The 24,789-nt window shown below is 44.4% G+C and carries 27 protein-coding genes; all 27 read left to right on the top strand.

Going from position 1 to position 24,789, the window contains the following annotated elements:
- The first annotated feature begins 133 nt into the window (after positions 1-133).
- The 27 genes from MHI37_RS06960 (at position 134) to MHI37_RS07090 (ending at position 24,673) form a co-directional block, all read left to right on the top strand.
- Positions 134-331 carry a hypothetical protein gene (locus tag MHI37_RS06960; protein ID WP_076334468.1) on the top strand — a complete coding sequence of 66 codons (198 nt, stop codon included), beginning with the start codon at positions 134-136 and terminating at the stop codon, positions 329-331.
- A 34-nt stretch (positions 332-365) separates the two neighbouring features.
- Positions 366-872 carry a YopX family protein gene (locus tag MHI37_RS06965; RefSeq protein ID WP_076334467.1) on the top strand — a complete coding sequence of 169 codons (507 nt, stop codon included), beginning with the start codon at positions 366-368 and terminating at the stop codon, positions 870-872.
- An 82-nt stretch (positions 873-954) separates the two neighbouring features.
- The gene (locus MHI37_RS06970) at positions 955-1,788 is read left to right on the top strand and encodes a hypothetical protein (RefSeq protein WP_076334466.1); all 834 of its coding nucleotides are present in this window, start codon (positions 955-957) and stop codon (positions 1,786-1,788) included.
- A gap of 210 nt (positions 1,789-1,998) precedes the next feature.
- On the top strand, positions 1,999-2,223 hold the full coding sequence (locus MHI37_RS06975; protein ID WP_144023570.1) for a hypothetical protein: 225 nt from the start codon (positions 1,999-2,001) through the stop codon (positions 2,221-2,223).
- Complete coding sequence (locus tag MHI37_RS06980; RefSeq protein ID WP_076334464.1) at positions 2,220-2,573, top strand: RusA family crossover junction endodeoxyribonuclease; 354 nt, start codon at positions 2,220-2,222, stop codon at positions 2,571-2,573. Before MHI37_RS06975 ends, MHI37_RS06980 begins: the two co-directional genes overlap by 4 nt.
- A 538-nt stretch (positions 2,574-3,111) precedes the next feature.
- Complete coding sequence (locus tag MHI37_RS06985) at positions 3,112-3,411, top strand: hypothetical protein (RefSeq protein ID WP_076334463.1); 300 nt, start codon at positions 3,112-3,114, stop codon at positions 3,409-3,411.
- Positions 3,412-3,707: 296 nt separating this feature from the next.
- Positions 3,708-4,115: a hypothetical protein gene (locus MHI37_RS06990; RefSeq protein WP_076334461.1), complete on the top strand. Its 408-nt coding sequence runs from the start codon at positions 3,708-3,710 to the stop codon at positions 4,113-4,115.
- A 182-nt stretch (positions 4,116-4,297) separates the two neighbouring features.
- Entirely contained in the window at positions 4,298-5,239 is a 942-nt protein-coding gene (locus MHI37_RS06995; protein WP_076334460.1) for a hypothetical protein, read from the top strand.
- Positions 5,239-5,643, top strand: coding sequence for a hypothetical protein (locus tag MHI37_RS07000; RefSeq protein ID WP_076334459.1), 405 nt, complete (start codon positions 5,239-5,241; stop codon positions 5,641-5,643). The genes MHI37_RS06995 and MHI37_RS07000 overlap by 1 nt, the downstream gene beginning before the upstream one ends.
- Positions 5,644-5,694: 51 nt before the next feature.
- The gene (locus MHI37_RS07005; RefSeq protein WP_076334458.1) at positions 5,695-5,982 is read left to right on the top strand and encodes a DUF2829 domain-containing protein; all 288 of its coding nucleotides are present in this window, start codon (positions 5,695-5,697) and stop codon (positions 5,980-5,982) included.
- A gap of 23 nt (positions 5,983-6,005) precedes the next feature.
- Positions 6,006-6,461: a hypothetical protein gene (locus tag MHI37_RS07010; RefSeq protein WP_076334457.1), complete on the top strand. Its 456-nt coding sequence runs from the start codon at positions 6,006-6,008 to the stop codon at positions 6,459-6,461.
- A gap of 144 nt (positions 6,462-6,605) precedes the next feature.
- On the top strand, positions 6,606-7,085 hold the full coding sequence (locus tag MHI37_RS07015) for a hypothetical protein (RefSeq protein ID WP_256709351.1): 480 nt from the start codon (positions 6,606-6,608) through the stop codon (positions 7,083-7,085).
- A 206-nt stretch (positions 7,086-7,291) separates the two neighbouring features.
- Positions 7,292-7,714, top strand: a complete 423-nt coding sequence (locus MHI37_RS07020) for a hypothetical protein (protein ID WP_306010648.1) — start codon at positions 7,292-7,294, stop codon at positions 7,712-7,714.
- On the top strand, positions 7,711-9,051 hold the full coding sequence (locus tag MHI37_RS07025; RefSeq protein ID WP_076334456.1) for a PBSX family phage terminase large subunit: 1,341 nt from the start codon (positions 7,711-7,713) through the stop codon (positions 9,049-9,051). The genes MHI37_RS07020 and MHI37_RS07025 overlap by 4 nt, the downstream gene beginning before the upstream one ends.
- Positions 9,051-9,302 (top strand): hypothetical protein, encoded by a 252-nt coding sequence (locus tag MHI37_RS07030; RefSeq protein WP_076334455.1) that lies wholly within the window; start codon positions 9,051-9,053, stop codon positions 9,300-9,302. Before MHI37_RS07025 ends, MHI37_RS07030 begins: the two co-directional genes overlap by 1 nt.
- Positions 9,299-11,206 (top strand): hypothetical protein, encoded by a 1,908-nt coding sequence (locus tag MHI37_RS07035; protein WP_076334454.1) that lies wholly within the window; start codon positions 9,299-9,301, stop codon positions 11,204-11,206. The genes MHI37_RS07030 and MHI37_RS07035 overlap by 4 nt, the downstream gene beginning before the upstream one ends.
- Before the next feature lie 92 nt (positions 11,207-11,298).
- The gene (locus MHI37_RS07040; protein WP_076334453.1) at positions 11,299-12,066 is read left to right on the top strand and encodes a hypothetical protein; all 768 of its coding nucleotides are present in this window, start codon (positions 11,299-11,301) and stop codon (positions 12,064-12,066) included.
- A gap of 14 nt (positions 12,067-12,080) precedes the next feature.
- Positions 12,081-12,914 (top strand): hypothetical protein, encoded by an 834-nt coding sequence (locus MHI37_RS07045; RefSeq protein WP_076334452.1) that lies wholly within the window; start codon positions 12,081-12,083, stop codon positions 12,912-12,914.
- 33 nt (positions 12,915-12,947) lie between these two features.
- On the top strand, positions 12,948-13,328 hold the full coding sequence (locus MHI37_RS07050; protein WP_076334451.1) for a hypothetical protein: 381 nt from the start codon (positions 12,948-12,950) through the stop codon (positions 13,326-13,328).
- Positions 13,329-13,386: 58 nt separating this feature from the next.
- Positions 13,387-13,704, top strand: a complete 318-nt coding sequence (locus MHI37_RS07055; protein ID WP_076334450.1) for a hypothetical protein — start codon at positions 13,387-13,389, stop codon at positions 13,702-13,704.
- A gap of 12 nt (positions 13,705-13,716) precedes the next feature.
- On the top strand, positions 13,717-14,640 hold the full coding sequence (locus MHI37_RS07060; RefSeq protein ID WP_076334449.1) for a hypothetical protein: 924 nt from the start codon (positions 13,717-13,719) through the stop codon (positions 14,638-14,640).
- The gene (locus MHI37_RS07065) at positions 14,640-16,424 is read left to right on the top strand and encodes a hypothetical protein (RefSeq protein ID WP_076334448.1); all 1,785 of its coding nucleotides are present in this window, start codon (positions 14,640-14,642) and stop codon (positions 16,422-16,424) included. The genes MHI37_RS07060 and MHI37_RS07065 overlap by 1 nt, the downstream gene beginning before the upstream one ends.
- 4 nt (positions 16,425-16,428) lie before the next feature.
- Entirely contained in the window at positions 16,429-18,279 is a 1,851-nt protein-coding gene (locus MHI37_RS07070) for a glycosyl hydrolase family 28-related protein (protein ID WP_076334447.1), read from the top strand.
- Positions 18,280-18,299: 20 nt separating this feature from the next.
- The gene (locus MHI37_RS07075; RefSeq protein ID WP_076334446.1) at positions 18,300-18,566 is read left to right on the top strand and encodes a hypothetical protein; all 267 of its coding nucleotides are present in this window, start codon (positions 18,300-18,302) and stop codon (positions 18,564-18,566) included.
- 69 nt (positions 18,567-18,635) lie between these two features.
- Positions 18,636-19,259 (top strand): serine protease, encoded by a 624-nt coding sequence (locus MHI37_RS07080; protein WP_076334445.1) that lies wholly within the window; start codon positions 18,636-18,638, stop codon positions 19,257-19,259.
- A gap of 129 nt (positions 19,260-19,388) precedes the next feature.
- Positions 19,389-20,693 (top strand): hypothetical protein, encoded by a 1,305-nt coding sequence (locus MHI37_RS07085; RefSeq protein ID WP_076334444.1) that lies wholly within the window; start codon positions 19,389-19,391, stop codon positions 20,691-20,693.
- Between the two features lie 11 nt (positions 20,694-20,704).
- Entirely contained in the window at positions 20,705-24,673 is a 3,969-nt protein-coding gene (locus MHI37_RS07090) for an LPD38 domain-containing protein (protein ID WP_076334443.1), read from the top strand.
- Positions 24,674-24,789: the final 116 nt, after the last annotated feature.

Below are 24,789 nucleotides of genomic sequence, written 5' to 3' on the forward strand. Positions count from 1 at the left end.
GCAGGTAGGGACATATGACCAAACATGACGACTACGAGCTATACGACAAAGACTATGCCGGATTTATACGCAGAGGGATAGAGTCATTTGGGTTGGAGGATCACCCAGGTAATCAAAAAGGGAGAGATGGAGAATGGATGAAACAGTTTATTTCAAAACGCTAGTAGATAACGAATTAACAGGGCTTTATAAAAGGGACAACATGGAGTTGGCAACTGTGAAGATAACGGAATTGAGGAATGAGCAGCCAGATAGAGTGGTCGAAGTGATTTCGATTGGTGAGTGGTATGACTTAGTGAATCGAGTTATGCCGGATACCGACACATGGTAGGTCATGAGGGATACAGAAAAGGGAGCGATGAGATATGAGAGAGATTAAGTTCCGTGGTAAACGAATTGATAACGGTGAATGGTTGTATGGGGACCTAGTTCACAACAACGAGCAAGTGCTGATTAGCCCGAACTTCACAGAACCTTATGAGTACCCTGAAGATTTTGACTGCAATGTATTACCTCGAACAGTAGGTCAGTACACTGGATTAAAGAATAGAGCAGGAGTAGAACTCTACGAGGGAGACATCGTTGTACCTAATGGATCGTGTGGAGGAATATCCGTTCAACCATACGCCATGCTAAGGAAGCATGCGACAGGAGAGATGTTTATAATTTCACATTTACCTTGTGGGTGGGCATTGCGTCATGCATCTGCATTCGGAAAAAGCAGTTTCGATATACCAAATTCTATAATTCAAGGTTGGAAAATCATAGAGAGCTACACTTTATGGAATCACCAAGGGCAAATGGACGTCATTGGAAACATTCACGATAACGCAGATCTTTTGCACGATAGTGCCATCATATCGACAGAATAATCCCAGCAACGCGGGGGCCGTATAGGGTCAGGGTAGGGTTAGGATTTGAATATTCGGAAGATTGCGACAAAGGAGAGATACCATGAAACACATCATCATGTACTCAGGAGGAATAGGCTCCTGGATGGCAGCAAAGCGAGTAGTAGCAGAACATGGGAAAGAAAACGTGATACTGCTGTTCACTGACACAATGATCGAAGACGAAGATTTATATCGATTCTTAAAAGAAACATCGAACGAGCTAGGGTGCGAACTTGTATGGCTCAAAGATGGCCGCGATCCATGGGAAGTGTTCCGAGATGTGAAATGGATCGGGAACAGCCGGATCGCTCAGTGTTCACACTTGCTAAAGCAAAAGGTAGCGGCTGACTATATCAAAAAGAATTACAAGGCAGAAGAGGCCGTACTGTACGTTGGAATTGATTGGACAGAAATGCATCGACTAGAAAAGATTGTCGAGCACTGGGCACCTTATGAAGTTAAATCACCTATGACAGAAGCTCCTTATCTAAGTAAATCCGACATGATAAGGGAGTTAAACAAAATTGGGATAAAAACGCCTGAACTCTATGAACTCGGATTTTCACATAACAACTGTGGTGGCTTTTGTGTAAGGGCAGGGCAGGGACACTTTATCCACCTTTTAAAGACGAAGCCGGAACTATATAAATACCACGAAGAAAAAGAGCAGGAAATGCGTGAATATCTGGAAAACCAAGAAGTATCAATACTCAGCAATTCAGTATTTTCACACTACGGTTTAAACGATGAGGGCGTAAGGGTGGCTAAGTACACCAAGACGCCGTATACACTTCGCCAGCTAAGAATTGATTGGGAAACTGGACTCGGTACTCAGATAGACATGTTCGACATAGGCGGCTGCGGCTGCTTCGCAAATTATGAACAAGCCATTTAGAGGAGCTGATCAAATGTCAAAAGATATCCGAGCAAGCAGGCCGGCAGTCACACCATTCAAACAGCCACGTAAGCCACTAACAAGCAAAGAAGAGAAGAAAAGTAAAAGTAACAGAGATTCGCTGAAGAGATATTTTGTGAGTGGAGGGGATGATGCGTCATGAGCAGCGCGTGCGTATGCCACACTGACAGTTGGTGCTTCTACTGTGAGATGTACACGCCATTAGAAACAAAGCACGAAAAGCTTATGAGGGATTTAGACAAATTAAAGGATGATTTAGAAAAGTCGAAAGAGGGCAGTAATAGCCAGTTTCAGATAGCTTTTGCCGAAGAAAAACAAGTAGAATGGCATGAAATGATGGGTAGGGTCGTCGCTTTCGGGCAGTGTATTCGGGGGATTAACGGTATTTTACCCAAGGAGGAAGAACCAACATGAAACTAATCATCGCAGGAACTTTGCCAAGCATGAACGAGATCGTAGCAGAGAGTAAACGGCATTATGGAAATTACAGCAAAATGAAAGCTCATTATACAAATCATGTTGCATGGACTGCTAAAGCGGCAAAGCTACCAAGCATAGAAGGATTGGCTAATTTCGAAATCACATGGTACGTCCGCAATCGCAAAAAGGACAAAGATAATCTTATGGCCGGTCAGAAATTTATATTTGATGGACTTGTATCAGCTGGATTACTGAAGAATGACGGATGGGCGCAAATAGGAACGATCGTACATCGGTTTGAGGTGGATAACAAGAATCCGAGAGTCGAGGTAGATATCGCATGAAAAACATAGACAGATACATCCGTTTAAACGGTATCGACCTAGCGCTCACGAAAGATAATATACTCGTAGGCTACGCCAGAGAGGTTAAACCCATCATCAGACCGCCAGAGTTGCCTATTAGATCGATTTGATAGAGTTGGACGGACAAATACTAGGTAGGTAACTAAAAGCGCTGTGAGAGGCGCACAGGAGGATAATCGATGCAACCAAACTTTGAGAGATTACAAAGACAAGCAAACCGCGAGGGAGCAGCATGGAGATCTAGTATGGAGCGTCATCGTAAAGAATCGATGTACGGAAGGAAGCAGGTGTAAACGATGGAGATGTACGGTGAAAGGCTGCGCCTCAGACGTACAGCAAAAGGACTAACACAGAATCAATTAGGCGCATTAATAGGCAGTCCTGGTAGGACGATAAGCAGACATGAGCAGAGTAAGAATAAGCCGAAATCAGCGGTTGTGGGGAAGATAGAGGGAGTTTTGGGAGAGTTTTAAGTTATGTATCTGAATGAATATTGAGGAACTTGGAGGGATGAGAAATGGAGTTTGAAATTTGTGACTTTTTTATTAGCCCAGCATATGGATACCTCGGTCAATTTACTGAGGAAGGCGATGAAGATGCTTTAGCTTACGAAGTGCAGTTTGAAGTGGATGAAGATGACGGGAAATTTATTTTCAACAAATTCATCACTAAGCCTTCGCATTTTAATGAATCGGATTTGACTGACGAAATGAAACGTCAGTTAGAGAAAATTGTGAATGATCGCTATAACTCGTTCGAGGAAGATGAAATGTGCGATTATTGCCGCAGACCAGGTAAGTATTGTTGTTGCCCGTAATGACGAACAGCTTTGAATATGGAGGGACATGAGCATGGAGTTTTGGACTTGCAAGAAGGATAAAAACGGAAAGTACATCAAATACAAAATACCAAAGAACAACCACCATGTGCCGAAAACTAAGAGATTGAGGAAGAAAAAATTCTGGTTATTCTGTGTTGGTTGTAATAAATGGTTTAAGCGGTATAAAGAATCTTACGGAACAAGAGCGGATGGGAAGAATTTATGCCGTGAATGTGTCCTAAAGAGGATGAGCATTCGCTGAATACAGAAATACATGGGGAGGAAAATCGAATATGACAACGGTTAAAATTATTGATCCTACGCATAAATACTTTGGGCAAGAGCTTACTGGTGGCTGCGTCTATTATGACGTTTACCATCAAGGCAACGGAGGACCGGACCTTTTCCAAATTGAAACGCCGGAAGGTAAGCAGAACATCCTCTCAACTAAGATTGATGAGGAGCATTACTGGGATCAGCTGAAAGCAATTCATATCGAACAGCTTGGCGCAAATATCGGGGATACGGTAAAAATTATCCGGTCAGGAAGCTGCTCTTCTAAAGCGAATTTTGATTGGAGAGTACCGCACGTCATTACAAAAATCGATAGCAGCGGATATGTTGAGTGGGACGGTGGGGAAGCGACAAGTTTCCGCCCGGATGTGGAAGTTATCTCGCGCAGTGCAGTGAACGCAGGCTGAATATTGAGATGTATCGGAGGCTAAAAGATGAGGGACCCGCCTATCCACCATATGGCATAATGAAATATATTAAAAGTTGATGAAATCGCTGAAATACCGCGTGGTTATTGGATTTATCGCTATTAATTGGCATGTCATTATGATATAATATAACTAGAAAATATGACAACGGAGGGCTAAAAATGAGCCAATTAGAACAGGATATCCAAGCACAGGAAGACGTAGTAAACCAACTTGATCCGAGGACGGCAAAACATGAAGAGGAACAAGCAAAACTGGATACGCTCAAAGCTCAATTGGCTGCTCAAACAGCGTCAGAGGAACTATTTGGCGAGTTTGAGAACATCACCATCGAGGATATGACGTTTACACTCCGCGAACTGTGTGCCGGTGAATCACAATATCAAATGCTATCCACATGGCTGCAAATGCGTGAAGGTGATCGAGCTCAAAAACAGGCGACGATTGAAGCTAGCTATAAATCGCAAGTAGAAGCGTTGGCCGATGAAGTAACGGAGCTTGATAAATACCGTAAACAAGCGCTTGAATACAGCGACAAATTAGCTGATATGGAGTTACGCCGTGATGCAGCTGCAAAAGAGCTACATAACGTTAAGGAAGAGAATGAACGTCTAGTGGCAGACAATGCAGCTCTACGGACGCAGTTGGAATCACAATCGAAACCGACATCAACAAACCTCAATACAAACTTGGCGGAGATCGCGAAAAAACTGCATGATGCAAAGCCGGCGATTTACAACAAACGTTGGGAAGATGATCTGAAACGGACGAGCTACCTTGCAAATCTTGCTGAGAATGGTGAAGAAATCAGCATTAAACGTTTGGATATCGGACAATACCGCGAGCTCTCCGAGGACGAGGCCAGTCGATTTCGCGCCGAATTGGAGCATCAAAGAGCTGTTGAAGCCGCAAAACTGGCTGAAGAAGCTATACAGAATATCTCACTGGTAATCCCCACGCTTCCCAGCGAAGGGCCAGGATACGAGTTGGATGAAGCAAACGAGGGTGTGGAGATGGCAGAACGACCAGTTAGCCGCGCAGAACACGAAGCCCTTGCCGCAAGAGTCTTTCAGCTTGAACAGTCGCAAAGGAGTGTAGCTTAGTGGGATTAGACACTTCACATAATGCATTTCACGGAGCATATTCATCATTCAACAGATTTAGAAAAGTGGTTGCTGAAGCTGCTGGAGGAAGCTACCCTCCTCACAAGGATGAAAACATGGATAAAGAAAATTGGTATTGGGATTCAAGTTACAGCAAAGAAGCGAACCCTGGACTGTACGAGTTTTTTAATCATTCTGATTGCGATGGTGAGATCAGCCCAGAAATGTGCGTGAAAGTGGCTGATGAGTTAGAAAAACTATTGCCGCGCATTGAAGAATTGAGCAAAGGCACGGACGGTGGAGGGCATATTGCAAGAGACGGCGGATTTGTAGAGGTCACTAAACGGTTTATCACGGGATGTCGATCTGCTGCTGGAGAAAACGAACCATTGATATTTGGTTGATTTAATCATACAGAGCGTCTCTACGGGGACGCTCAACAAAGGAGAATGTATATGAACTTTGGAGAAGCGTTGAATGAACTGAAAAATGGTCAAAAGGTAGCTCGTGCAGGATGGAATGGTAAAGGGATGTTTATTTATTTGGTTAAGGGAACAACCGTACCATCGTCAAGGTTGCGTGGAGAAGCGCTAGATCATGTTGGGTATCAGGGCGAAGATGGAGATCCATTGGTGACAATCAAATCACATATAGACATGAAAGCCGCTGATGGATCAATTACGGTAGGATGGGCGCCGAGTCAACCTGACATGTTGGCAGAGGATTGGAAAACAGTAGTATAAAAACAAAATAGGGGGAATCCGGCATGAGTAATTTCGATTGGGATAGAACGTACAACGATCTGTGCAATGAAATTGAGATACTCGAAATAAGAAGACACGAACTAGAGGGTGAACTGCGGATCATGCAAAGGCGAATGTTTGCAAATGGTCCGAGAACGAAACTAGTAGCCAGTTACAGCGGAATGCCTTCAGGAAACTCTGACGATACACCATTAAACCTCGTATGGCCTATGGTACAAGCAGTTCAAGCGTCAATGGATGATGTGATAGACATCCTAAGCCTCAAGCGTGAAGCAAAGAGACGCATGGAGGATAGGATGAGTAAGTTTGATACATTGGAGTACAGAGTCGCTTACATGAGAGATGTGGAGCGTAAGACGATAGCGGCGATAGCAACTGAACTGCAATACTCATACGATTGGATAGCGAGAATAAGCAGCCGATTGAAGCGAGTAAAAGAAACGGCAAAGATAGGATAAACTGTACAAGATCGTACAATCCGGCGTAGACAATTTGTGTTATTCTACTTATAGGTCATTCATGCCGGATGAGCCGATAGCAAGTGGGATATGGTGAGTGCGCTATATCTCATTTGCATTATATTGATGAAGAGGATGATGAAGATGACGGAAAAGGATCTAGGAATCACAGAGGTTCGTGGAGCGAAAGCAAACATTTCTGACTTGCAAGTATATGGCGATGGGGACACATTCGCATTATTATGTAAAGCATCTTCTCAATCACAAGGCTGGATGAAATCAACAAAGGTAGCTAACGTCGATGGCGGTTGTATCGTACAGGTTACAACACAGCAAAAAAATCCTGATGGAAGTTATGCTGTTGCTGAAGCTTTAACATACGTGCCAGGCGTAAACATTGATAAAGAATCCGATCCGCGACAATTAACACCAATCCATCGCTTTGGACTGATTGGGCAACACATCGACTCACCTGAGGATATTGCTCGCCGCGATGAGAATGAAAAGAATTACAATCGCCGCGAATACCTTGGAGTGTTGATAGAATTGCAGAAGAGCGGTCATAACGTACACGATGAAATTAACGAGTCGTTGAAGACTTTGAAGGAATCATACGGAATTTAAGGTGACAAGCGTGGACGCGCTTCACATATATTATCGAACAATCCTACCGCCGTTGGATTAATCGACCATGAGAGAGCCGATAAGGCTCTTTTGTTGTTTAAGGCAGTGAGTGAAATGACGGACTTAGATGCCGTGAGTATATACGCCATATGTAATCTAATCCTGTGGCAGATGGCGATGCATGCATTTTTTGGAGAGGGTGATGAATGATGGCACGGCCTAGTAAGTATGAAACTCATGTACAGCCGAAGCTGATGCTAATCGAAGCATGGGCAAGGGATGGTTTAACTGATGCTGATATATGCAAAAACCTTGATGTTGGGAAAGATGCATTTATAGATTACAAGAAGCGTTATCCCGAGTTAACCGAAGTCCTAAAACGCGGAAAGGAAGTAATCGACGTAATGGTCGAGAACGCTTTGCTTAAAGCAGCACTTGGATACGATTATACCGAAGAGGAATTGAGTAAGTTCACAGGGGAAGCAGTTGACTTAAGAAAGGTTGCTCACCCGAACACAACAGCTCTCATCTTTTGGCTAAAGAACCGCAAGCCTAGAGAGTGGAGAGACAGACAGGAAATCGACCACAGCGGAAACATTGGCGTTACGATCGTAGATGATATCAAATGACCAGGCTATCCAGTGTTATAGCTCCATCATTGCACGCTGTACACTCCGATATAAAACGAGATGGACATACTCACTATTGGCTGAGCGGAGGACGAGGAAGTACAAAGTCGTCGTTCGTAGCAATTGAGATCATTCTTGGTATCATGTCCGACCCTAATGCAAATGCGGTTGTGCTGCGCAAAGTAAAAGATACACTCAAAGAATCGGTGTTCGAGCAGCTTACATGGGCTATAGAAGCTTTGGGAGTCGAGGACTACTGGCACATACCTGAAGCTAAGCTGGTCATCACCTACATCCCCACAGGGCAGGAGATACGATTCAGGGGAGCGGACAAGCCTAAAAAGATTAAGTCAATGAAGTTCAGCCGAGGATACACTAAATTCATTTGGTACGAGGAATTAGATGAGTTCACAAGTATGGAAGAAGTGCGGATGATCAATCAGTCCCTTATGCGTGGAGGCAGGAAGTTTACTGTATTCTATTCGTACAATCCGCCTAAGTCAGCTAACAACTGGGTGAATGCGGAGATGCAGCTAACTCGTCCGGATCGTCTAACTCATCACAGTACCTATTTAACCGTTCCGCGTGAATGGTTGGGTCCACAGTTCATTGTCGAGGCTGAACATCTTAAACTTGTTAAGCCACAAGCGTATGAACATGAGTATCTCGGAACAATTACCGGTACTGGTGGGGAAGTGTTCGGCAATGTTCAGATTCGCCAAATCGGCGATGAAGAAATTGAGGACTTCTACAACATTAAACGTGCGCTTGACTTTGGTTACGCGGTTGATCCGCTATCTTATGGGACGATGCACTATGACCGGAAGCATAAACGACTGTACATTTACCATGAGCTCTACAAAGTTGGATTATCTAATCGGTCCGCTTATGAACATATCATTACTGAGAACGAAAATAACGAGCTTATCAAAGCGGATTCGGCAGAACCTAAAAGCATTAACGAGCTGCGACAGTACGGGTTAAATATCATGGGTGTTAAGAAGGGCCCAGATAGTATTGAATGGGGTGTACGGTTCCTTCAGAGTTTAGAGGCAATTATTATCGATGATGTTCGTTGTCCTGAGACTGCAAGAGAATTCCTTACTTACGAGTATGAAAAAGACGCTAACGGTAACTGGAAGGCAGGATATCCGGACAAGAATAACCACGCAATTGATATGACAAGGTACGCAATGGAAGACGAAGCTCATCAGTTCAAGCAAGAAAAACCAAAAGCACCGGACAAAACGTACAACTTTAACTCCGAGAAGCCAAAACCAAACGCATTTACAGGCAGTAGGATAGACGATTCGTACATTGCAGGAGGCTGGAGCTAATGGAATACGCAATCATGGGCATAGTCTTCGGGCTGTGCCTTTTCATCGTTCCATTGTGGGCGTACCGTAGGGGCTTGCAGGACGGATTAGGCATCAGACGGGATAAACCTATCCAGCCGATCACGCCAATCATTCCAAAGCCATTTGAGAAGGCTAAAGCTAGTGTGGAAGAGGATAAGATGATGCAGGGTATGCAGAACCTTATGAGCTATGATCCATTTCAACCGCCTAAGAAAGAAGGTGAAGCATGAGTAAGGATAAACGAGTTGGTGATATAACCACTGAATGGCTACAGTACCAAGCTGGAATTGATTACAATCACCGTGTCAACCTATATGAGACAGTTAACCGCAACGAAGCGTTCTACGCTGGTGAGCAATGGCAAGGCGTTGTAGCTAATGGCCTACCAACTCCGGTGTTCAACATATTCAAGCGTGTCATCAACTATTTCATAGCAGCAATCATGAGTCAGAACACCAAATTACAGTTTGTTCCTGAAAATGTCGGCGAGGAACCGGCGAATGAGGATGAACAGAGTATTAAGGATGCGGCTGAGCTAATCAGCGCGTATTCGGAAACGTTGTGGGAAAAGAACAAAATGAATCAGAAGTTGCGTCAATGGCTGCTTGATGCAGCTATATCAGGCGATGCTTGCGCTTATATTTGGTGGAATGCTTTGATCGATACCGCGCAGCCGACTAAGGGTGATATCGAAGTAGATAGCGTCGACAACGTTAACGTCATGTTTGGGGATCCTAATAACTCCAAGGTGAAAGGTCAGCCTTACATCATCATCGTGGCTCGTGAGCTTGTAGAATCACTTAAGGAACAGGCAAAAGCCAATAAGATACCGCAAGAGAAGATTGATTTGATTAGCTCAGACGAAGACACATCCTACCAATCGGGTAATAGGTCAAAGATTGAGTTGGATCGTAAGGGTGAGAACTCAGGTAAAACAACCTCGTTGCTGAAGCTATGGAAGAAAGATGACAAGGTATACGCCAAGAAGATCACCAAATACACCACGATCCGCGAGGAATGGGAAACAAAGCTTAGTGACTACCCGAACGCTCACATGAATTGGGACGCACGTAAGAACAGTTACCGCGGTCAAGCGCTAGGCACTGGACTTATCCCTAATCAGGTGTTCGTGAATAAAATGTTTGCGATGGCTATGATGAGTTTGATGCACACAGCGTTCCCTAAAGCCATCTATAACAAAAGTATGGTGAGCGGATGGAATAATCAGATCGGAGCTGCTATTGGCATTGAAGCAGTTGGTCCTGAAACGAACATAGGGAACGTTGCTCAGTACTTAAAACCCGGAGACATGTCGAGCCAGGTGTTTCAGCTCATTGAGTTAACCATACAGCAGACGAAAGAGATGTTGGGCGCCAATGACGCGCTGCTAGGCAACGTTAAACCTGAGTCGGCATCTGGCCGATCTATCATCGCTGTACAACAAGCTTCATCGATACCGCTAGAGAACATTAAGCAGAATTTGTACCAATTCATCGAGGATATTGGTTATGTATGGCTCGACTTCATGGCGAACTATTACGGTACACGCTCTATTGATGTTGAAATCATGGGTAAACGCGAAATTCGTGAGTTTGACTTCTCCAAGCTGAAGGATATGAAGTTCAGGCTCAAGATCGATGTTGGTCCATCGTCATATTGGAGTGAGCTTACAGCCATGGAGACATTGGACGCCTTACTAGAGTCGGAAAGAATCACATTTGAACAGTATCTTAATCGCGTCCCTGCTGGCATGATCCCACAAAAGCAAGAATTGATTCAGGATATTAAGAATCAGGACATGAAGCAGCAGTTTATATACGAGCAAATGGCACGCTTTATGGAACAATTGCCACCAGATCAACAAGCGCAACTCCAATCGTTGCCGCCAGAAGAACAGGAATCACAGCTCATGGAAATGATGATGCAGCCGCCTGAACAGATGGCACAGCAACAAGCGAGTCAGCAAGATCAGCAACAACAAATGATGATGCAACAGCAGGAACAAGCAAATATGGCTCAGCAGCAAGAACAAATGAAGACACAACAACAGTTTGAACAGCAAGCGGCTCTGAAGAAGATGGATATAGAGGGTAAGTTAGCTTTGGCTAGCGTACAACAACGAAATAAAGAATAACGGGCTATCGTTGAGACTGCGGTAGCCTATTCTATTTTCACTTTCGGCAACAAAAACAGCGGACCGCCGCTTAAAAATGTGGAGGTAAGACAATGGAAAACGTAGGGAACGAACCAGTAGTATCCTCTGAAATAGTCGACACACCCATAGCTGAACAGGCGGTAAACACGGAGAACGCCGAGCCGAGCGCGGAGATTGTCGAGACTAAGGCGGAGAAGACGTTCACACAATCGGAGCTTGATGCCATTATTCAAAAGCGGATTGATCGCGAACGTGAATCGGTAACAAAAAAGGCAGCGCAAGAAGCGCGTGACGCTTACTTTGCTGAGCAAAACATCGAATGGCAAGGCAAGAAGATCACAACGGAATCGGAATACAAGCAAGCATTGAAAGAGAAAGAGTTGATCGATAAGTACAGTGAACAAGGGCTTCCCGACGATGTGGTGCAGGAGCTTGTAGAGGGCAAAAAGTTCCGTGATCAGTACAATGAAACGCAAAAGAAAACGGCTGATCAAGCCAAACAAGAGTCAGATTTTCATGCTTTCTTGGAAACTTACCCCGATGTAGATCCCAAGGACATACCACAGACTGTGTGGGATGACGTAAGCAATGGAAAAAGTTTGGTGGATGCTTTTGTTAAGCACGAGAACCAAACGCTTAAACAGAGGCTTGCAGAGGTTGAAAAGTCTAAGCAAATCGAGCAACAAAATATTGATAATGCCCAAGCATCAACTGGTGCAGTAACAAACACCGGCGGCAATCCTGCTTATTTCACTCGCGAACAAGTAGCAAAAATGTCCATCAGCGAAACAAATCGTAACTGGACAGCAATTAACGAATCAATGAAAAAATGGAAATAAGGGAGAGGTAACTCATGACAATTGCAGCATTTGTACCACAAATATGGACAACCAAAATCCTCCGCACGCTGGAAGATAACCTAATCGCTAAGAAAATTTGCAGCATGGAGCCAGAAGGCGAGATCAAAAAGGCTGGGGATACCGTTTACTTCAACGGGTTGTCCGACCCAACGATCAGAGACTACGCTGGATCGGTAACTTATGAAGGGTTACAGGATGCTGGTGTTACCATGAATATCGACCAACAAAAATATTTCGCTTTTAAGGTTGGGGATATTGAAAAAGCACAAGCCAATGTGGATTTGAAAGGATCACAAGCTGAACGCTCGGCTTACAAGCTAAGAGAAACAGCAGATTCATTCATTCTAGGCAAACATGGTGACGCTAATAGTCAAATCGTTGGCACGATCACTACGTCGAACGTATTGTCGAAAATCGGTGAAATGCAACAAAAATTATCCGAAGCGAACGTGTCCGAGTCTGAAATGTGGATGGTAGCTCCTCCTTGGATGCGACTCAAACTGCAACTAGCCGGCATCAAATTCAGCATCAATGAGGGTTTTAATGGAACGGGCGGCGTCGCTTGGACGAAGGAACTAGGATTTACATTGTATGTAACAAACCAAGTGGTCAATACGGGAACTATTGATGTTCCAGTATCTAAAGTAATGGCCGGCGCATACAACTCCATCGTTTACGCTGATCAAATTATCGAAACAGAATCGTTGCGTCTTGAGTCCAGCTTTGATAACGGCGTTCGTGGGCTTCATGTATATGGAGGTAAAACGGTTAGACCAGATCTTATGGTAACTGGAACATTCACATTCGCAGCTGAAACAACAATTTAATCCAATTAAATAAACGAGAAGGAAGTGTTATAGATGGCAGTAACAGCGATTAACACGCAGTTGGTGACAAATACAATCACAACAATCAACGACAATGCAGCTACATCGTCCGTAATCGATGCAACTGAAGTATTTACTATCACGCCTACAAAGGCGGACCAACGTGTAGCAATCATTATCGAAAACGGTCCGACTCACGGAAGCGTGACTTATTCCATCGCAGCTGGTGAGTTTTGGGCAGCTGGCGCCGCACTTACTGGAACTGTAGCACAAGCAACAAGTCGTGCTATTGTCCTGGAGGGCGCAAAGTACAAGAAAAACAACGGAACGATCGTGATTACGTTCACGCCGGCATCTGGAAAACGTCTCCTGACTGACCATGCACTGGTCGTTCAAGTTATCCAACTGCCGTAACTAACGGATAGGGCGGGGCTTATTGCTCCGCCCTATTTCTGTATAAAGGAGGGTTGTAATGGTTAAATTCATAGGCGAACCACATCTGCTGGTCAACGTTAAGCCGCCGATTGGGACCATAAAGCACATTAGATTTGACGCTAATGGTGAGTTTATCACTGGTAATGAGCTGCTAATCCTACGCATGCACCATCGTTTTGACAGTGTACCAGCTGTAGGAAGTGAACCATCTGAGGAAATGACGGATGATTTAGAACTGCAGATTAACGAATTCACGGAAACAAAGCAGTATATATGTAAAAAGTGCGATTTTACCACAGCAGGCAAGGGCGATTTGATGGTCCATTACCGTCAGGCTCACCCAAAAGAGGAATAAGGCGGTGAAAACATGGCAACGACGGCGCAAGAAGTATTTGGTATTGCAATGGATCTTATCGACGAGAGGCTTGATACGGGGCTGCTGAGCGAATCGGATACCGTTTCATACAAAGTTAAAACGCCCGGTCTGCTCACAATCCTTCAATCGGAACTCATCAAGCAGGGAGATTTATTCAAAACATACGAGATTGCAAATAAACCGATTACCAACCTACTTGGATACACATCGGAACTCGATATTATGGAGTTTACAGGCACGGAGTTCATTCGTGAGTGCATTGGAAGTGCGAAAGCCTACTATTTTGAAGTAGATCGAGTCGGAACCGTCTATGTAGAAGACTACAACGGCGCATGGAACACGCTGGCGACAATAACCACCACAAATACTCCTAATGGTTTCACAGCGTATAAAGGGGTTGTGACGCCTTCTAGTGGGGCGACTAAATCAAGACTAAGATTCACAGGCTCCTATTACTATAAAACGATAAATCGCGCATTGTTCGACATTCCATTCGCTTTAGCTGCTGATGTTCCAGATTACCGACCATGGGTCAAGAAACAGATGCCAAATGACTTTAAAAGCGTGAATGAGATCGTCGAAGAGTTTCCTAATAGGCAATACGCTAACCCCGCTAATTACAAGTGGGAAGGCAAACGGGACTTGTATATGAATTATTATTTCGAAGGTAATATACGAGTGGTCTATAGACCTATTCCAAGCATCGTAGCAGCCATGACCGACACGTTACAGGTTGATGATGTTACGGCCAGAACGATAATTCCATATGGTCTTGGCGCACATTTACTCCTTACGGAGAATGCGGACGTTGCAGGCTTCCTGCAGCAGCGCTACGAGGAACTTAAAGCGGAGGCTTCCAAGAGTCCGCCAACAGCTTCAGAGACGATTAACAATGTGTATGGGGGTTTTAGCTAATGGCAACGATCACACGTCAGAAGCAGAATCCGCCGGAAACGATAAATAAATTCCTTGGGATTAACCTTGATACAAGCGGCGAGACGGAATTGATCGTTGGAGAAAGTCCTTCAATGGTGAATTACAGGATTACCGAGAATTTCAAGCTCAGAAAGCGTGAAGGCTATGCCGAGCTGTTCGAAACATTGGGAGCCGTAAGTATACAAGGCATGTGGTACGGCAGCTTAAACGGCGCGTATCACTTTTTATTTGCGGCTAACGGCCATGTATATAAGCACGATTTAGCGTTAGGCACAAATACAAGCGTGGGAACGTTAACCAATGCACCGACTTACTTCTTTGCTTACGGTGACAAGGTGTACATGCTTAATGGATCCGAGTATAAGAGTTGGGACGGTACGACATTCGGCGATGTGGCCGGCTATATCCCGTTAATTGCAACTGTAACACCCCCAACTGGTGGAGGAACACCAAACGAAGGCATAAACCTACTGACAGGAAAGAAGAGGCAGACATTCAGCGGTGATAATACAGCGGTTGCTTACCAAATTGCTGAAATGGATGTTACGAGTGTCGATGTGGTCAAGGTGGACGGAATTGTCAAAGTGTCAGGGACTGATTACACAGTTAACCTCACAACGGGCGTGGTGACATTTTTGGCGGCTCCACCATCGGGAGTGGATAACGTAGACATTCAATGGACAAAGGGCGCAGGGCAGCGTTCAGAGGTATACAGTCACAAGTTTGCAATGTTCTTTGGTGGCCAAAACGATACGAGGGTGTTTTTCTACGGCAACGGGACCAATCAATACAATTACACCGGTCTAGCTGCAGGAGTTCCATCAGCAGAGTACTTTCCAGCACTCAACTATCGAAAAATAAGCTCGGATGAATTCTCTGTAACCGATATCGTTCGGCAATACGATCGTCAAATCATCTTCACCAATGGTGGCGAGGCGTGGTATTCCTACTACGATCCGATTACTTTAGAGAGTGGTGATGTGATAGCGGACTTCCCAACATTCCCTCTCAATCAAGCAAAGGGTAATGTAGCTCCAGGGCAATCTCGGCTAATCAACAACAATCCTTTCACAATCTTTAAGGGTGTTCAGGAATGGGTTGCCACAAACGTCAGGGACGAGCGTAACGCCAATTACATCTCTAAACGTATTCAGCCATCACTCGATGAATTAAATCTCTCTACGGCTCTTACAGTGGATTGGGAGAAACGATGGGAGTATTGGATAGCGTTTGGAAACGTGGTGTACATCTACAATTACCGGCTGGACGTGTGGTACAAGTTCCAAGTCGCTCAAACAATCACTTCATTTCTAATTGCTGATGATGAACTGTATTTCGGGACAAATGAAGGCAGGATAATGAAATTTGACAACGCATTGAAGACCGATAATGGTACGGCGATTATGTGCGAATGGGAAATGTCATTCCATGATTTCGGAGCCGAGTGGCTGCAGAAGTTCCTCAATGAGATGTGGATCAGTTTAAAGCCTGAATACCGGTCAAGCGTTGATATTACCTATCAAACGGACCGTGTGGCACTTGCGAATACGTACACAGCAGTTTATAACATGGCCGTATTCGATGATACCGACTTTGGTGACTACAGCTTCATGGTCAATTACAATCCGCAGCCTTTCAGATTCAAGATCAAGGCAAAAAAGTTCGTTTATTTCAAGCTCATTCTATCCAACAACGAGCTAAACGACACGCTTACCATACTTTCTATTAATCTTCCTGCCAGATACGGCAGTAAATCGAGGTGACGAAATGGCAATTACACCAATTAATGATAATTTAAACATCGTGCAAAGCCTTGGAGATCGTCCCAATGCGTTAGATGGATTAAGTGCAGCAGCATTGAAGGCTAAATTCGACGAGGCGGCTAATCTTATTAAGAATTATATCAACACTGTTCTGATAACTGAGCTGGCAGCAGTAACAGATAACGATAGCGGCGCTGATAATATTGGCACTACTTCGATAGCGGATTTAGACGGAGCAACGGTACAAGCGATACTAGAGTCACTTCGAAACAAGTTGAAAGACACTACAAGCGGTTCTACTGGCGCTGGGTTTATCGGAGCATCGAGCATATCTGGACTTACTGGAAACACGGTGCAAACTCTTCTAGAAGCTCTTAAGACGTATATTGATCTAAAGGATACTGATATTGGAAACAGTTATGTTTCTAAGACGGAATTAACGACAACACGAAAACTTGACTCCAGCGCCAACTTTACTGGATCGTGGCACGGCATATCGAACCCTGCTCTTGCAGACCCCGGAATTGCGGGCGTGGTGCAGCAGCATACTGCGCAGTTGGCGGATATTGCGTTTGATGTGAAAACGTTCGGGGCGAAAGGCGATGGGGTTACGGATGATACAGCAGCGTTTTTGCAATGGATAGCTGCCAGAACTACAACAACTATTCCGAATCCTAACGGGGATATTACGATTGAAAGGAATCAAAACTACTTCATCCCTGAAGGAGTTTATGTCATTTCGGAAAATTTAGTATTTCCAGCAAGGATAAATTTGAGCGGCGCTAGCCGGTTCAATACGGTACTGCTTTTCAAAAATGGAAAAGGGATTAAATTGTCCCCATCCACATCATTTTCCAATATCAGCAACTTACGTTTGATTGGAGATCCAGTAACTCCGAATGTATTCTCAGGAACGGCTATTGATTTAACTGACGTATCGAATTGTAATATCGATGATATTTACATTAATAAGTTTGATGTTGGCATAAGAATGGTCAACTCCTACAATTCGAGCCTATCCAACATCAGGATATTTAATGGGAATAAAGGAATTTACGAAACAACATCCTACGCATCTGTCGGGTATAAGGTGATTGTAAATACGATGCAAATGGCGTTTGATTTAACAGATATGTATCTGATTAACCCAGAAATAGAATCATGTTCTGATGTTGGGGTAAATGTCCGTGGCGGAACAGTAAACATCCTAAACATTCATCTTGAAAACTGTGTGAATGGAATAAGGTTAAATAATATTGGCTACCTATCACTAAAGAACGGATTATTGACAAATTGTACAAACGGTATAGTAGATAGTGGGAGCAATAGCACGGGTTATCTGTTCGTGGATAACCTGACCATCAAATACGTTACAGGATACCACTTCAACGTATCCACTATCTCGGAATATCACATTGAAAACATAACTTATATGGATGGAACGGGACGTATAACAGGTAATAACGTATTTGCTGCTAATGATGGAGTAGTAAAAGAAATTAGGTATACCAACAAAGGAGGGCTAGAAAACTATATAGTAGGCCAACCTGCTGTTAATGGTTTCCCTGTCCTCATCAATGTTGCGGATTTTTTGACAGGCAGTATCGCCGCCCAGACGATAACAGCTCACTCTACCGTTAAAATTACGATAGCTGCTGGAGCGACATACAACTGGTATAACGTACGGCCTGATTTCAGCTTTAACGGTACATCTACAGACCCTGTTAATGGCGTCGTTTACGATGTGTATGGAAAAGGTAGCAACGTCATTGTCAGGGTCACTAACGTCACAGCAGCCGACATTTCGCATCCGCTGCTCGGATTTATAATAAACCTTACTCAAAAACAACGTTAGAGGAAGCGGAGGATAAATGTATGGCATTCAGAATTGATACTTCATTCCAAGGGATTCCCGTAGTAAAAGCGTATGCACGAATTGAGGATTTTAACGGGACTAAAGAATCCATGAATATTCAGCTCGTTTTTTATGTGAACGAACAAGCGTGTTCTACAGGAGAGAGTTTTAAAAGGGATTCTTACAGCTTTGTACCTGATGTAAGTGACGATGCGTTGAACTACCATAAGCAGGGGTACGAACACCTCAAGATTCTGCCTGAATTTATCGAAGCGGTTGATGCATAGTAGGATCATACTGCGACACACTGAGCGCTCTTATCAGCGCTCTTTTTGTTGACTAAAAAGGAGAATCCCATGAAAAAAATACTCATATCCACCTTACTTTTATTCCTAATCTTCACCATCCCTGTCACTGCCGAGCAACCAACGGAAGAACAGTATCAAATCAACGTAATCGATAAATCAATTAAAGCCGCTGTGTCCCTATCGAATTTGGTAGATGGGGCAAGCGGCTTTTATGTTGCTCCGAACTACATTTTAACTAATGAGCATGTCGTTGCAGCCATGCCTAAACCAGTGGTCTATACGAGGTTTGGCGCCTGTTTTGACAATGAGATTGTTGCTACAAATAAAGTAAAAGACTTGGCACTTATCAAAACAGGCTGCAAATCAGACGATTACATCACGCTCGCTGATAAGGTGACACAGGGTCAGGACTCATACATCATCGGAGATCCTTCCAAGATCGGTATCATGGCGTTATCAGGCATTGTAACGATGATTAAGGACGATAAAACAGCACGAGGAATCTTTGTCGATGCGAGTGTGCATCCTGGCAGCAGCGGCTCAGCTTTGGTCAATAGTGACGGAAGGTTGATCGGCGTGGTGGTTGGTCGCAATGAACGAGCTACCTCCCTTGCGGTTGCTATCCATTTAACGGACGTAAAGGCGTTTTTAGAGCGCAACGGCATCAAATGAGGATCGTCCATCGAGTTCTATTTAACCTCTACAGTGATATGTTGGACAGCTTAAATGACTCGCCACAAGCGCAAGGTGTGCGCAATAAGTACTCTAACAAGATTAAGTACCACGAGGGGAGAATGAACCATGGCAACAGCAGCGCAAAACGCCGCTCAGCTGGCAGAGGTTAAGCGTAAAGCGTCTTTAGGTATCGCCCTTACCAACTCAACAAATGCAAGCAACAACGCCTTATACGATCAAACGAGAGCTGCTACCGAGGCTGAAATTAAGCGAAAAGCAGCGAATGGAATTTCACTGACAAACACAAACAGCGCAGCAAACAATTCTATGTATGACAGCTTAGTAGCGGCCAAGAACAGTCAGCAGCCTGTAATATCAACGCCAAATAATTCTGTATCACCTAGCGGTTACATTGACGGACTAGCTGAAGCAAAGAGAAATCAGACACTAGCAGCATTGGAAAAGAGCAGAAATGCAGGATTGTCCAATCTCGGGTCCGAGAAAACTGCTATCCAGCCGAAGTACTATGACGCAAAGAATCAAACAGCAGCAGGAAGTCAGCAACAAGCGCGTAATTTTGCGGAGTTTATGGCGGCTCGTGGTGGTACTGGTGCAGGATCCAACGCACAAGCTGAACTAACTCGTGGAATGACGCTACAAGGCAATTTAGGATCTCTAGGACGCCAAGAAGCAGCGGACTACTCCGACATCGAACGCCGCACAAGTGACCTGCAAAACGCTTATCAATCCGATGTAGCTTCAGCGACGGCCGGCATGGAAGCTGAACGTATGAGTGCGATGTTAAATGATTACTATCAGCAGCAGCAAAGAGAGCTTCAGATAGCGGAATTAACGGGAATGTTGGGGAATCAACAAACATTAGGCGGCAAGTCGTTGAATCAAAACATACTTGATTCAAACCGCAATTACCAACTTAACTCGGATAATCAACAATTTAATCAAAACTTGGCCACAAATCAGTTTAACGAAGGTGTACGCCAATACGATACAAGCTTACAGTATACCCAAGGTCGTGACGCTACCGCCGATGCGCAGTGGCAGAAAGAGTTTGATCGCATCCTTAAGCAAGACGGTGTACAGAACGCCTTATCATGGGCTAGTCACAATCTTAATGTGAGCCAAGAAAACAGGATTTCAGCTAATCAGTCATCTAGTGGATCGGGTAACGGTGGGTCAAACAGCTCCAAACCATCTACAGAGTCTACGATACAAGATATCAATAGACCAAGAACAGCTGCAGCTATGGAAACCTATATCATTAACAATTTACCGGGCGGCAAAAACATTGCTGGGCCCCCTTCTCCAAACCAACTGACACAGATCGAAAGCATGATTCTCGACAATCCGAACCTATCAGAAGCGGACATGGTTAAACTTTATAATAAATTTGGTATTCCTCTACCGAGCTAGGAGCGTGAACTATGGGAATGTTTGACAAACGTCGAGAGGATCTAGGCATTGCCTCAGTTGCTACTAGCAGTGTAAGTTCTAAAAGCGGATCAAGCAGTGGTTCGGCGTTTGCTAACAGACGCGCGAGCATTGAAAAGGAAAGAGAAGTTCAGCGGCAAGCGTCAATTAAAAGAGCTGAACAGGCAGCAACTACGAGTAAAAAGATTACTCTGCCTACTCTACAGGATCAATTGAGAACAGCGACAACAGCCTTCACGCCGCAAAGCGTAAATACGGATCTCCGACCAATGCAAGGGCCTGCACAGCCGACAAACCTCCAAAATAGAGCTTCAATCAATGCTGAATTGCCTGGACGCGATATTCCGGTACTCGGATTGGGATTAAGGGCAGTCGATAAACTCCAAGAGTTGACACAACCTGCTGCAAAAGTAGCTGAGCAATTATATACTCCGGGTGCTGGTATTACCGCCATCGGTGGAGCTACAGCGGCAACTGGTAATCTAATATCAAAGTTAGCTCCTAAGCTCGGTATGGGTTCCGGTGCATTGCCTACGATTGGGCGTGAAGTAATCAAAGAGAGCGTTGTCGGAGCTCCTTTGGCTGCCGGTCAGTCACTTGCATCTAATCCAGAAGGTGGTCTGACCGAGGCTGCTAACCAAGCTAAATGGGGCGCTTTATTTGGTGCAGCTGGTGGCGGTCTACTTGCTGGAGCTGCTAAAGGTGCTGGAGCAGTAGCTAATAGCTTCGGCGAGCAAGCAATCAGCAACATGTTACAATCATCGAAAGCGATCCAACAAGCAGGAGACAGCCTTTCAACAGGACGCTTGAAGCTTGGCAACAACGAAACTTATGTAAACAAAGTTATGAGCGATATTAAACCGATCGTGTTCGAACGCATGACACCACCGTTAGAAAACCCGAACGAGCTTGCTAAGTGGATTAAACCGCATCTTGGAGACGTGTCTCTTAATGATGTGCGTAAACTTTCATATGAGGACATGAGTCAATTAGCAACAGAGGTACAGAGGAACGCAAGTATGTTTGATGTAGCTAAACAAGCGGCTAAGGAGCGCGGTTATAACCTCGATGATTTGCTTAATGGGAAATCGCCGAATGTTAGAAAAGAAGCTGATAGGTTACGCATGGGTCGTGTTGCAGGAGCGATAGACGCACCTCAGAATGCACGTGTTGCATTGTCGAATAAGGACTCGCTGCTGCCAGCGGCTCCAACTTCTGCACCAAAAGAACATTGGTTTAACAAACTGTTCGGTGACAAATCAATTGGTATCACTCCTGGAGCAAACGGCCAAGAATTAATTGATACTCAAATCGTGAGCAGGGCCAAGGAACGTACATCACTCGTTGAACGCGCAGAGAATCTAGCTTCAGCGACAAATGAGGATTATATCGACCGGTTCGTACCATTTAAACAGATTGATAAAGAAACATACGATGCTGCTATGGATTCTACTAGAGCAAATAACCTTGCTAACGTGACTATCAAAGATAAGTTTGTGGACCTAGAGGGCAACGTGCTAGGTAAGTCATTGAAAGATGTATATGCCACTGTGCCGCGTGGAAAGAAGAACATAGCTGATAGATATGTTATTATGCGTGATGCCATTAGCCGTATGGACAGAGGTTTGAAAGTATACGGCAATGAAACGTGGTTCCCTCAATCCGGAACGGAAGCAGCTGCAATGCTCAGTCAATTAGAAGCTCGTAACCCGTGGTTGAAGCAATTCGGAGATGATTGGAACCAATTCAACGGTAATCGTCAGGATTTGTGGGTACAGAGTGGTATCGCATCACCTGAACTTATCGGCGTGCTCAGAAATTCGAATCCAAACTACGCTCCTATGATGCGTCAAGTCAGCAAAACGAACCTGAAAAATAGGCTAGCATTCAACTCTTCACGGTCAGGATTCAGCGGTCAGAGAGCACCGATCCAACGGGCAGTCGGAAGTACAAAGAAGATCATCGAACCAGCACAGGGCATGATCGAAAGCACTGGGGCATCGTACAATGCGATGATGCGTAACAGGGCAATGGTCAAATTGCATGATGCCATAAAAGCCGATCCCGACAAGTACAAAGGCGTAATAGAAATAGTCGAAGAAACAGCAGATATGAAGAAGGCCACGTTGAAAGCGATAAATGAAGCGCTTGAGGATAATGGTCCCGATGGTGTAGCAGCAATGTTGAATGATGAACTGAACGGTCTTTTCAAGAAAGCTAAACAAGCCACAGGAGACAGCCAAGCGACTGTAACTGTAATGTTAGAGGGTAATCCCGTTAAGCTGCGTGTAAGCGATCCTAGTCTTTTGAAAGCTATTGAGGGGATATCGCCGGAACAATTGAATGATGTGGTGAAGATAGTTAACGGATTATCAAAACTAATCAAGCAATCAGCAACAGGACTACTGGCACCACTTCAAGGGGCGAAACTTGCGCTACGCGACATGCCAATTGCAGCTGCTCAATCAAAGAACAAGAAGATGTTTCTTGCAGATATAAGTCACGCAATGGTTAGCCAAATAGCCGATTGGTTACCTTCATTCGTTCCAGGAGCTAAAAATGTTGGTAAATTAGCGCGTGAATACTATCGAGCTGGCGGTGGTTATGAAGCGTATTTAAAAGGGGATTCAAAGATTAGATCAGTTAGTGCGGACATAACGAGAGATCCTATACTATCGGGACGTAATGCTCTGAAAACGATCAGAAATTATAACCCTCTCAGGCCATTGAAAGCACTAGGCGACGCTATGGAAAACATCCCTCGCATATCTGCATTTAACGCCGAGATGCGCAAGACGGGATGGAGTAGGGATCCTGAGAATGTCAGAGCTGCCGTCGATGCCGCACGAGAAGCAACGGTTAACTGGTCAAGGCGCGGTCATAGAGGGGCGAACATTGAAGCGTTCTTGCCATATTCTAACGCTGCTGTACAAGGGACTTATAGATTGGTTAAGAGATTCAAAGAGCAACCCGTTTCTGCAGTAGCTTTAATACTTGGTATTGCTGGCGCTAAAATCGCAGCATACGAGAAGTATAAGAACGACCCCGATTTCCAACAACGCAGCCGATTTGAGAAAGGCATACCAGTCGGAAAAACCGCTGACGGTAAATTTAGAACAATCCCTGTTGAGCCTACAGAAGCATATATCGCTGATCAAATCCTCAACTTCTATAAATGGGCTAAAGATGGTCAGGATCTACCAGGAGTAAAAGAAAATATTCAAGAGGGAGCTAACGCATTCTTACCTAAATACCTAGCAGGTCCAGCAGCAGCATTCACAAATCCAGAAAGAAAATTAGACCCAGTGGCGGCTGTGAAATCTTCATTAGGCGGATCATCAATTGAGCCAGTAGTGTCTGTATTTAGTGGACAAAACTATTTCGGTGGTGACGTTGTACCAAGAGAATACCAAGGCCTACCCAGAAATATGCAACAAAATGAAACGACGAGTGCTGCAGCTAACTGGGCAGCGGAGAATATGGGGATCGATGCTTTTACCTTTGATTACTTAGCTCAGAAATTCGGCGGCGACCTTGCGAAAGTAGGATTACCAATGACTTCAACTGTTGGAAAAGGTGATCCTGTAGGAAATGCGTGGGATGAAACGCTAACTAAGCTGAAACTTCTTGAAGATCCGGTGATGAAGAATCGTATATCCGAGGATTACTACGGTTATGCAACAAGTGTTTCTCAGGCTAAAGCAGCTAATACTGTCGCTGACAAACCTCTCCCAAACTGGTATCAAACGGCCTATGATGAAGTGACGAGCACCAAAAAAGGTAGTATATCCTCACGAGTCAGCGAATTGAATTCATCTAAAAAGGAAACACAAAGAAATCCGTTGTTGACCGCGAAAGATAGGTCTGATAAATTACGAGATATACAAAGAGAAATTAATTTCCTAAGAATACAAGGAATGAAAAGATTGGAAGAGTTGGGAGTGCCTAAAACTAAGGAGTAGGTAGCGGTATGTCGACCAAATTCAAAAACGGTTTTTTAGTACTTCTTAACATGATTGGCGTTGTGGCTATAGTATATTTCGGATCGCTTCTATTATACGAAATTGAATCAATTTAC

This window comes from Paenibacillus sp. FSL H8-0548 (genome assembly GCF_038630985.1).
Classification (GTDB): Bacteria; Bacillota; Bacilli; order Paenibacillales; family Paenibacillaceae; genus Pristimantibacillus.

Excerpts from the sequence above, each read along its gene's own strand:
- MHI37_RS06960 (WP_076334468.1), top strand. The coding sequence starts at position 134 with ATGGATGAAACAGTTTATTTCAAAACGCTAGTAGATAACGAATTAACA.
- MHI37_RS06965 (WP_076334467.1), top strand. The coding sequence starts at position 366 with ATGAGAGAGATTAAGTTCCGTGGTAAACGAATTGATAACGGTGAATGG.
- MHI37_RS06970 (WP_076334466.1), top strand. The coding sequence starts at position 955 with ATGAAACACATCATCATGTACTCAGGAGGAATAGGCTCCTGGATGGCA.
- MHI37_RS06975 (WP_144023570.1), top strand. The coding sequence starts at position 1,999 with ATGTACACGCCATTAGAAACAAAGCACGAAAAGCTTATGAGGGATTTA.
- MHI37_RS06980 (WP_076334464.1), top strand. The coding sequence starts at position 2,220 with ATGAAACTAATCATCGCAGGAACTTTGCCAAGCATGAACGAGATCGTA.
- MHI37_RS06985 (WP_076334463.1), top strand. The coding sequence starts at position 3,112 with ATGGAGTTTGAAATTTGTGACTTTTTTATTAGCCCAGCATATGGATAC.
- MHI37_RS06990 (WP_076334461.1), top strand. The coding sequence starts at position 3,708 with ATGACAACGGTTAAAATTATTGATCCTACGCATAAATACTTTGGGCAA.
- MHI37_RS06995 (WP_076334460.1), top strand. The coding sequence starts at position 4,298 with ATGAGCCAATTAGAACAGGATATCCAAGCACAGGAAGACGTAGTAAAC.
- MHI37_RS07005 (WP_076334458.1), top strand. The coding sequence starts at position 5,695 with ATGAACTTTGGAGAAGCGTTGAATGAACTGAAAAATGGTCAAAAGGTA.
- MHI37_RS07010 (WP_076334457.1), top strand. The coding sequence starts at position 6,006 with ATGAGTAATTTCGATTGGGATAGAACGTACAACGATCTGTGCAATGAA.
- MHI37_RS07015 (WP_256709351.1), top strand. The coding sequence starts at position 6,606 with ATGACGGAAAAGGATCTAGGAATCACAGAGGTTCGTGGAGCGAAAGCA.
- MHI37_RS07020 (WP_306010648.1), top strand. The coding sequence starts at position 7,292 with ATGATGGCACGGCCTAGTAAGTATGAAACTCATGTACAGCCGAAGCTG.
- MHI37_RS07025 (WP_076334456.1), top strand. The coding sequence starts at position 7,711 with ATGACCAGGCTATCCAGTGTTATAGCTCCATCATTGCACGCTGTACAC.
- MHI37_RS07030 (WP_076334455.1), top strand. The coding sequence starts at position 9,051 with ATGGAATACGCAATCATGGGCATAGTCTTCGGGCTGTGCCTTTTCATC.
- MHI37_RS07035 (WP_076334454.1), top strand. The coding sequence starts at position 9,299 with ATGAGTAAGGATAAACGAGTTGGTGATATAACCACTGAATGGCTACAG.
- MHI37_RS07040 (WP_076334453.1), top strand. The coding sequence starts at position 11,299 with ATGGAAAACGTAGGGAACGAACCAGTAGTATCCTCTGAAATAGTCGAC.
- MHI37_RS07045 (WP_076334452.1), top strand. The coding sequence starts at position 12,081 with ATGACAATTGCAGCATTTGTACCACAAATATGGACAACCAAAATCCTC.
- MHI37_RS07050 (WP_076334451.1), top strand. The coding sequence starts at position 12,948 with ATGGCAGTAACAGCGATTAACACGCAGTTGGTGACAAATACAATCACA.
- MHI37_RS07055 (WP_076334450.1), top strand. The coding sequence starts at position 13,387 with ATGGTTAAATTCATAGGCGAACCACATCTGCTGGTCAACGTTAAGCCG.
- MHI37_RS07060 (WP_076334449.1), top strand. The coding sequence starts at position 13,717 with ATGGCAACGACGGCGCAAGAAGTATTTGGTATTGCAATGGATCTTATC.
- MHI37_RS07065 (WP_076334448.1), top strand. The coding sequence starts at position 14,640 with ATGGCAACGATCACACGTCAGAAGCAGAATCCGCCGGAAACGATAAAT.
- MHI37_RS07070 (WP_076334447.1), top strand. The coding sequence starts at position 16,429 with ATGGCAATTACACCAATTAATGATAATTTAAACATCGTGCAAAGCCTT.
- MHI37_RS07075 (WP_076334446.1), top strand. The coding sequence starts at position 18,300 with ATGGCATTCAGAATTGATACTTCATTCCAAGGGATTCCCGTAGTAAAA.
- MHI37_RS07080 (WP_076334445.1), top strand. The coding sequence starts at position 18,636 with ATGAAAAAAATACTCATATCCACCTTACTTTTATTCCTAATCTTCACC.
- MHI37_RS07085 (WP_076334444.1), top strand. The coding sequence starts at position 19,389 with ATGGCAACAGCAGCGCAAAACGCCGCTCAGCTGGCAGAGGTTAAGCGT.
- MHI37_RS07090 (WP_076334443.1), top strand. The coding sequence starts at position 20,705 with ATGGGAATGTTTGACAAACGTCGAGAGGATCTAGGCATTGCCTCAGTT.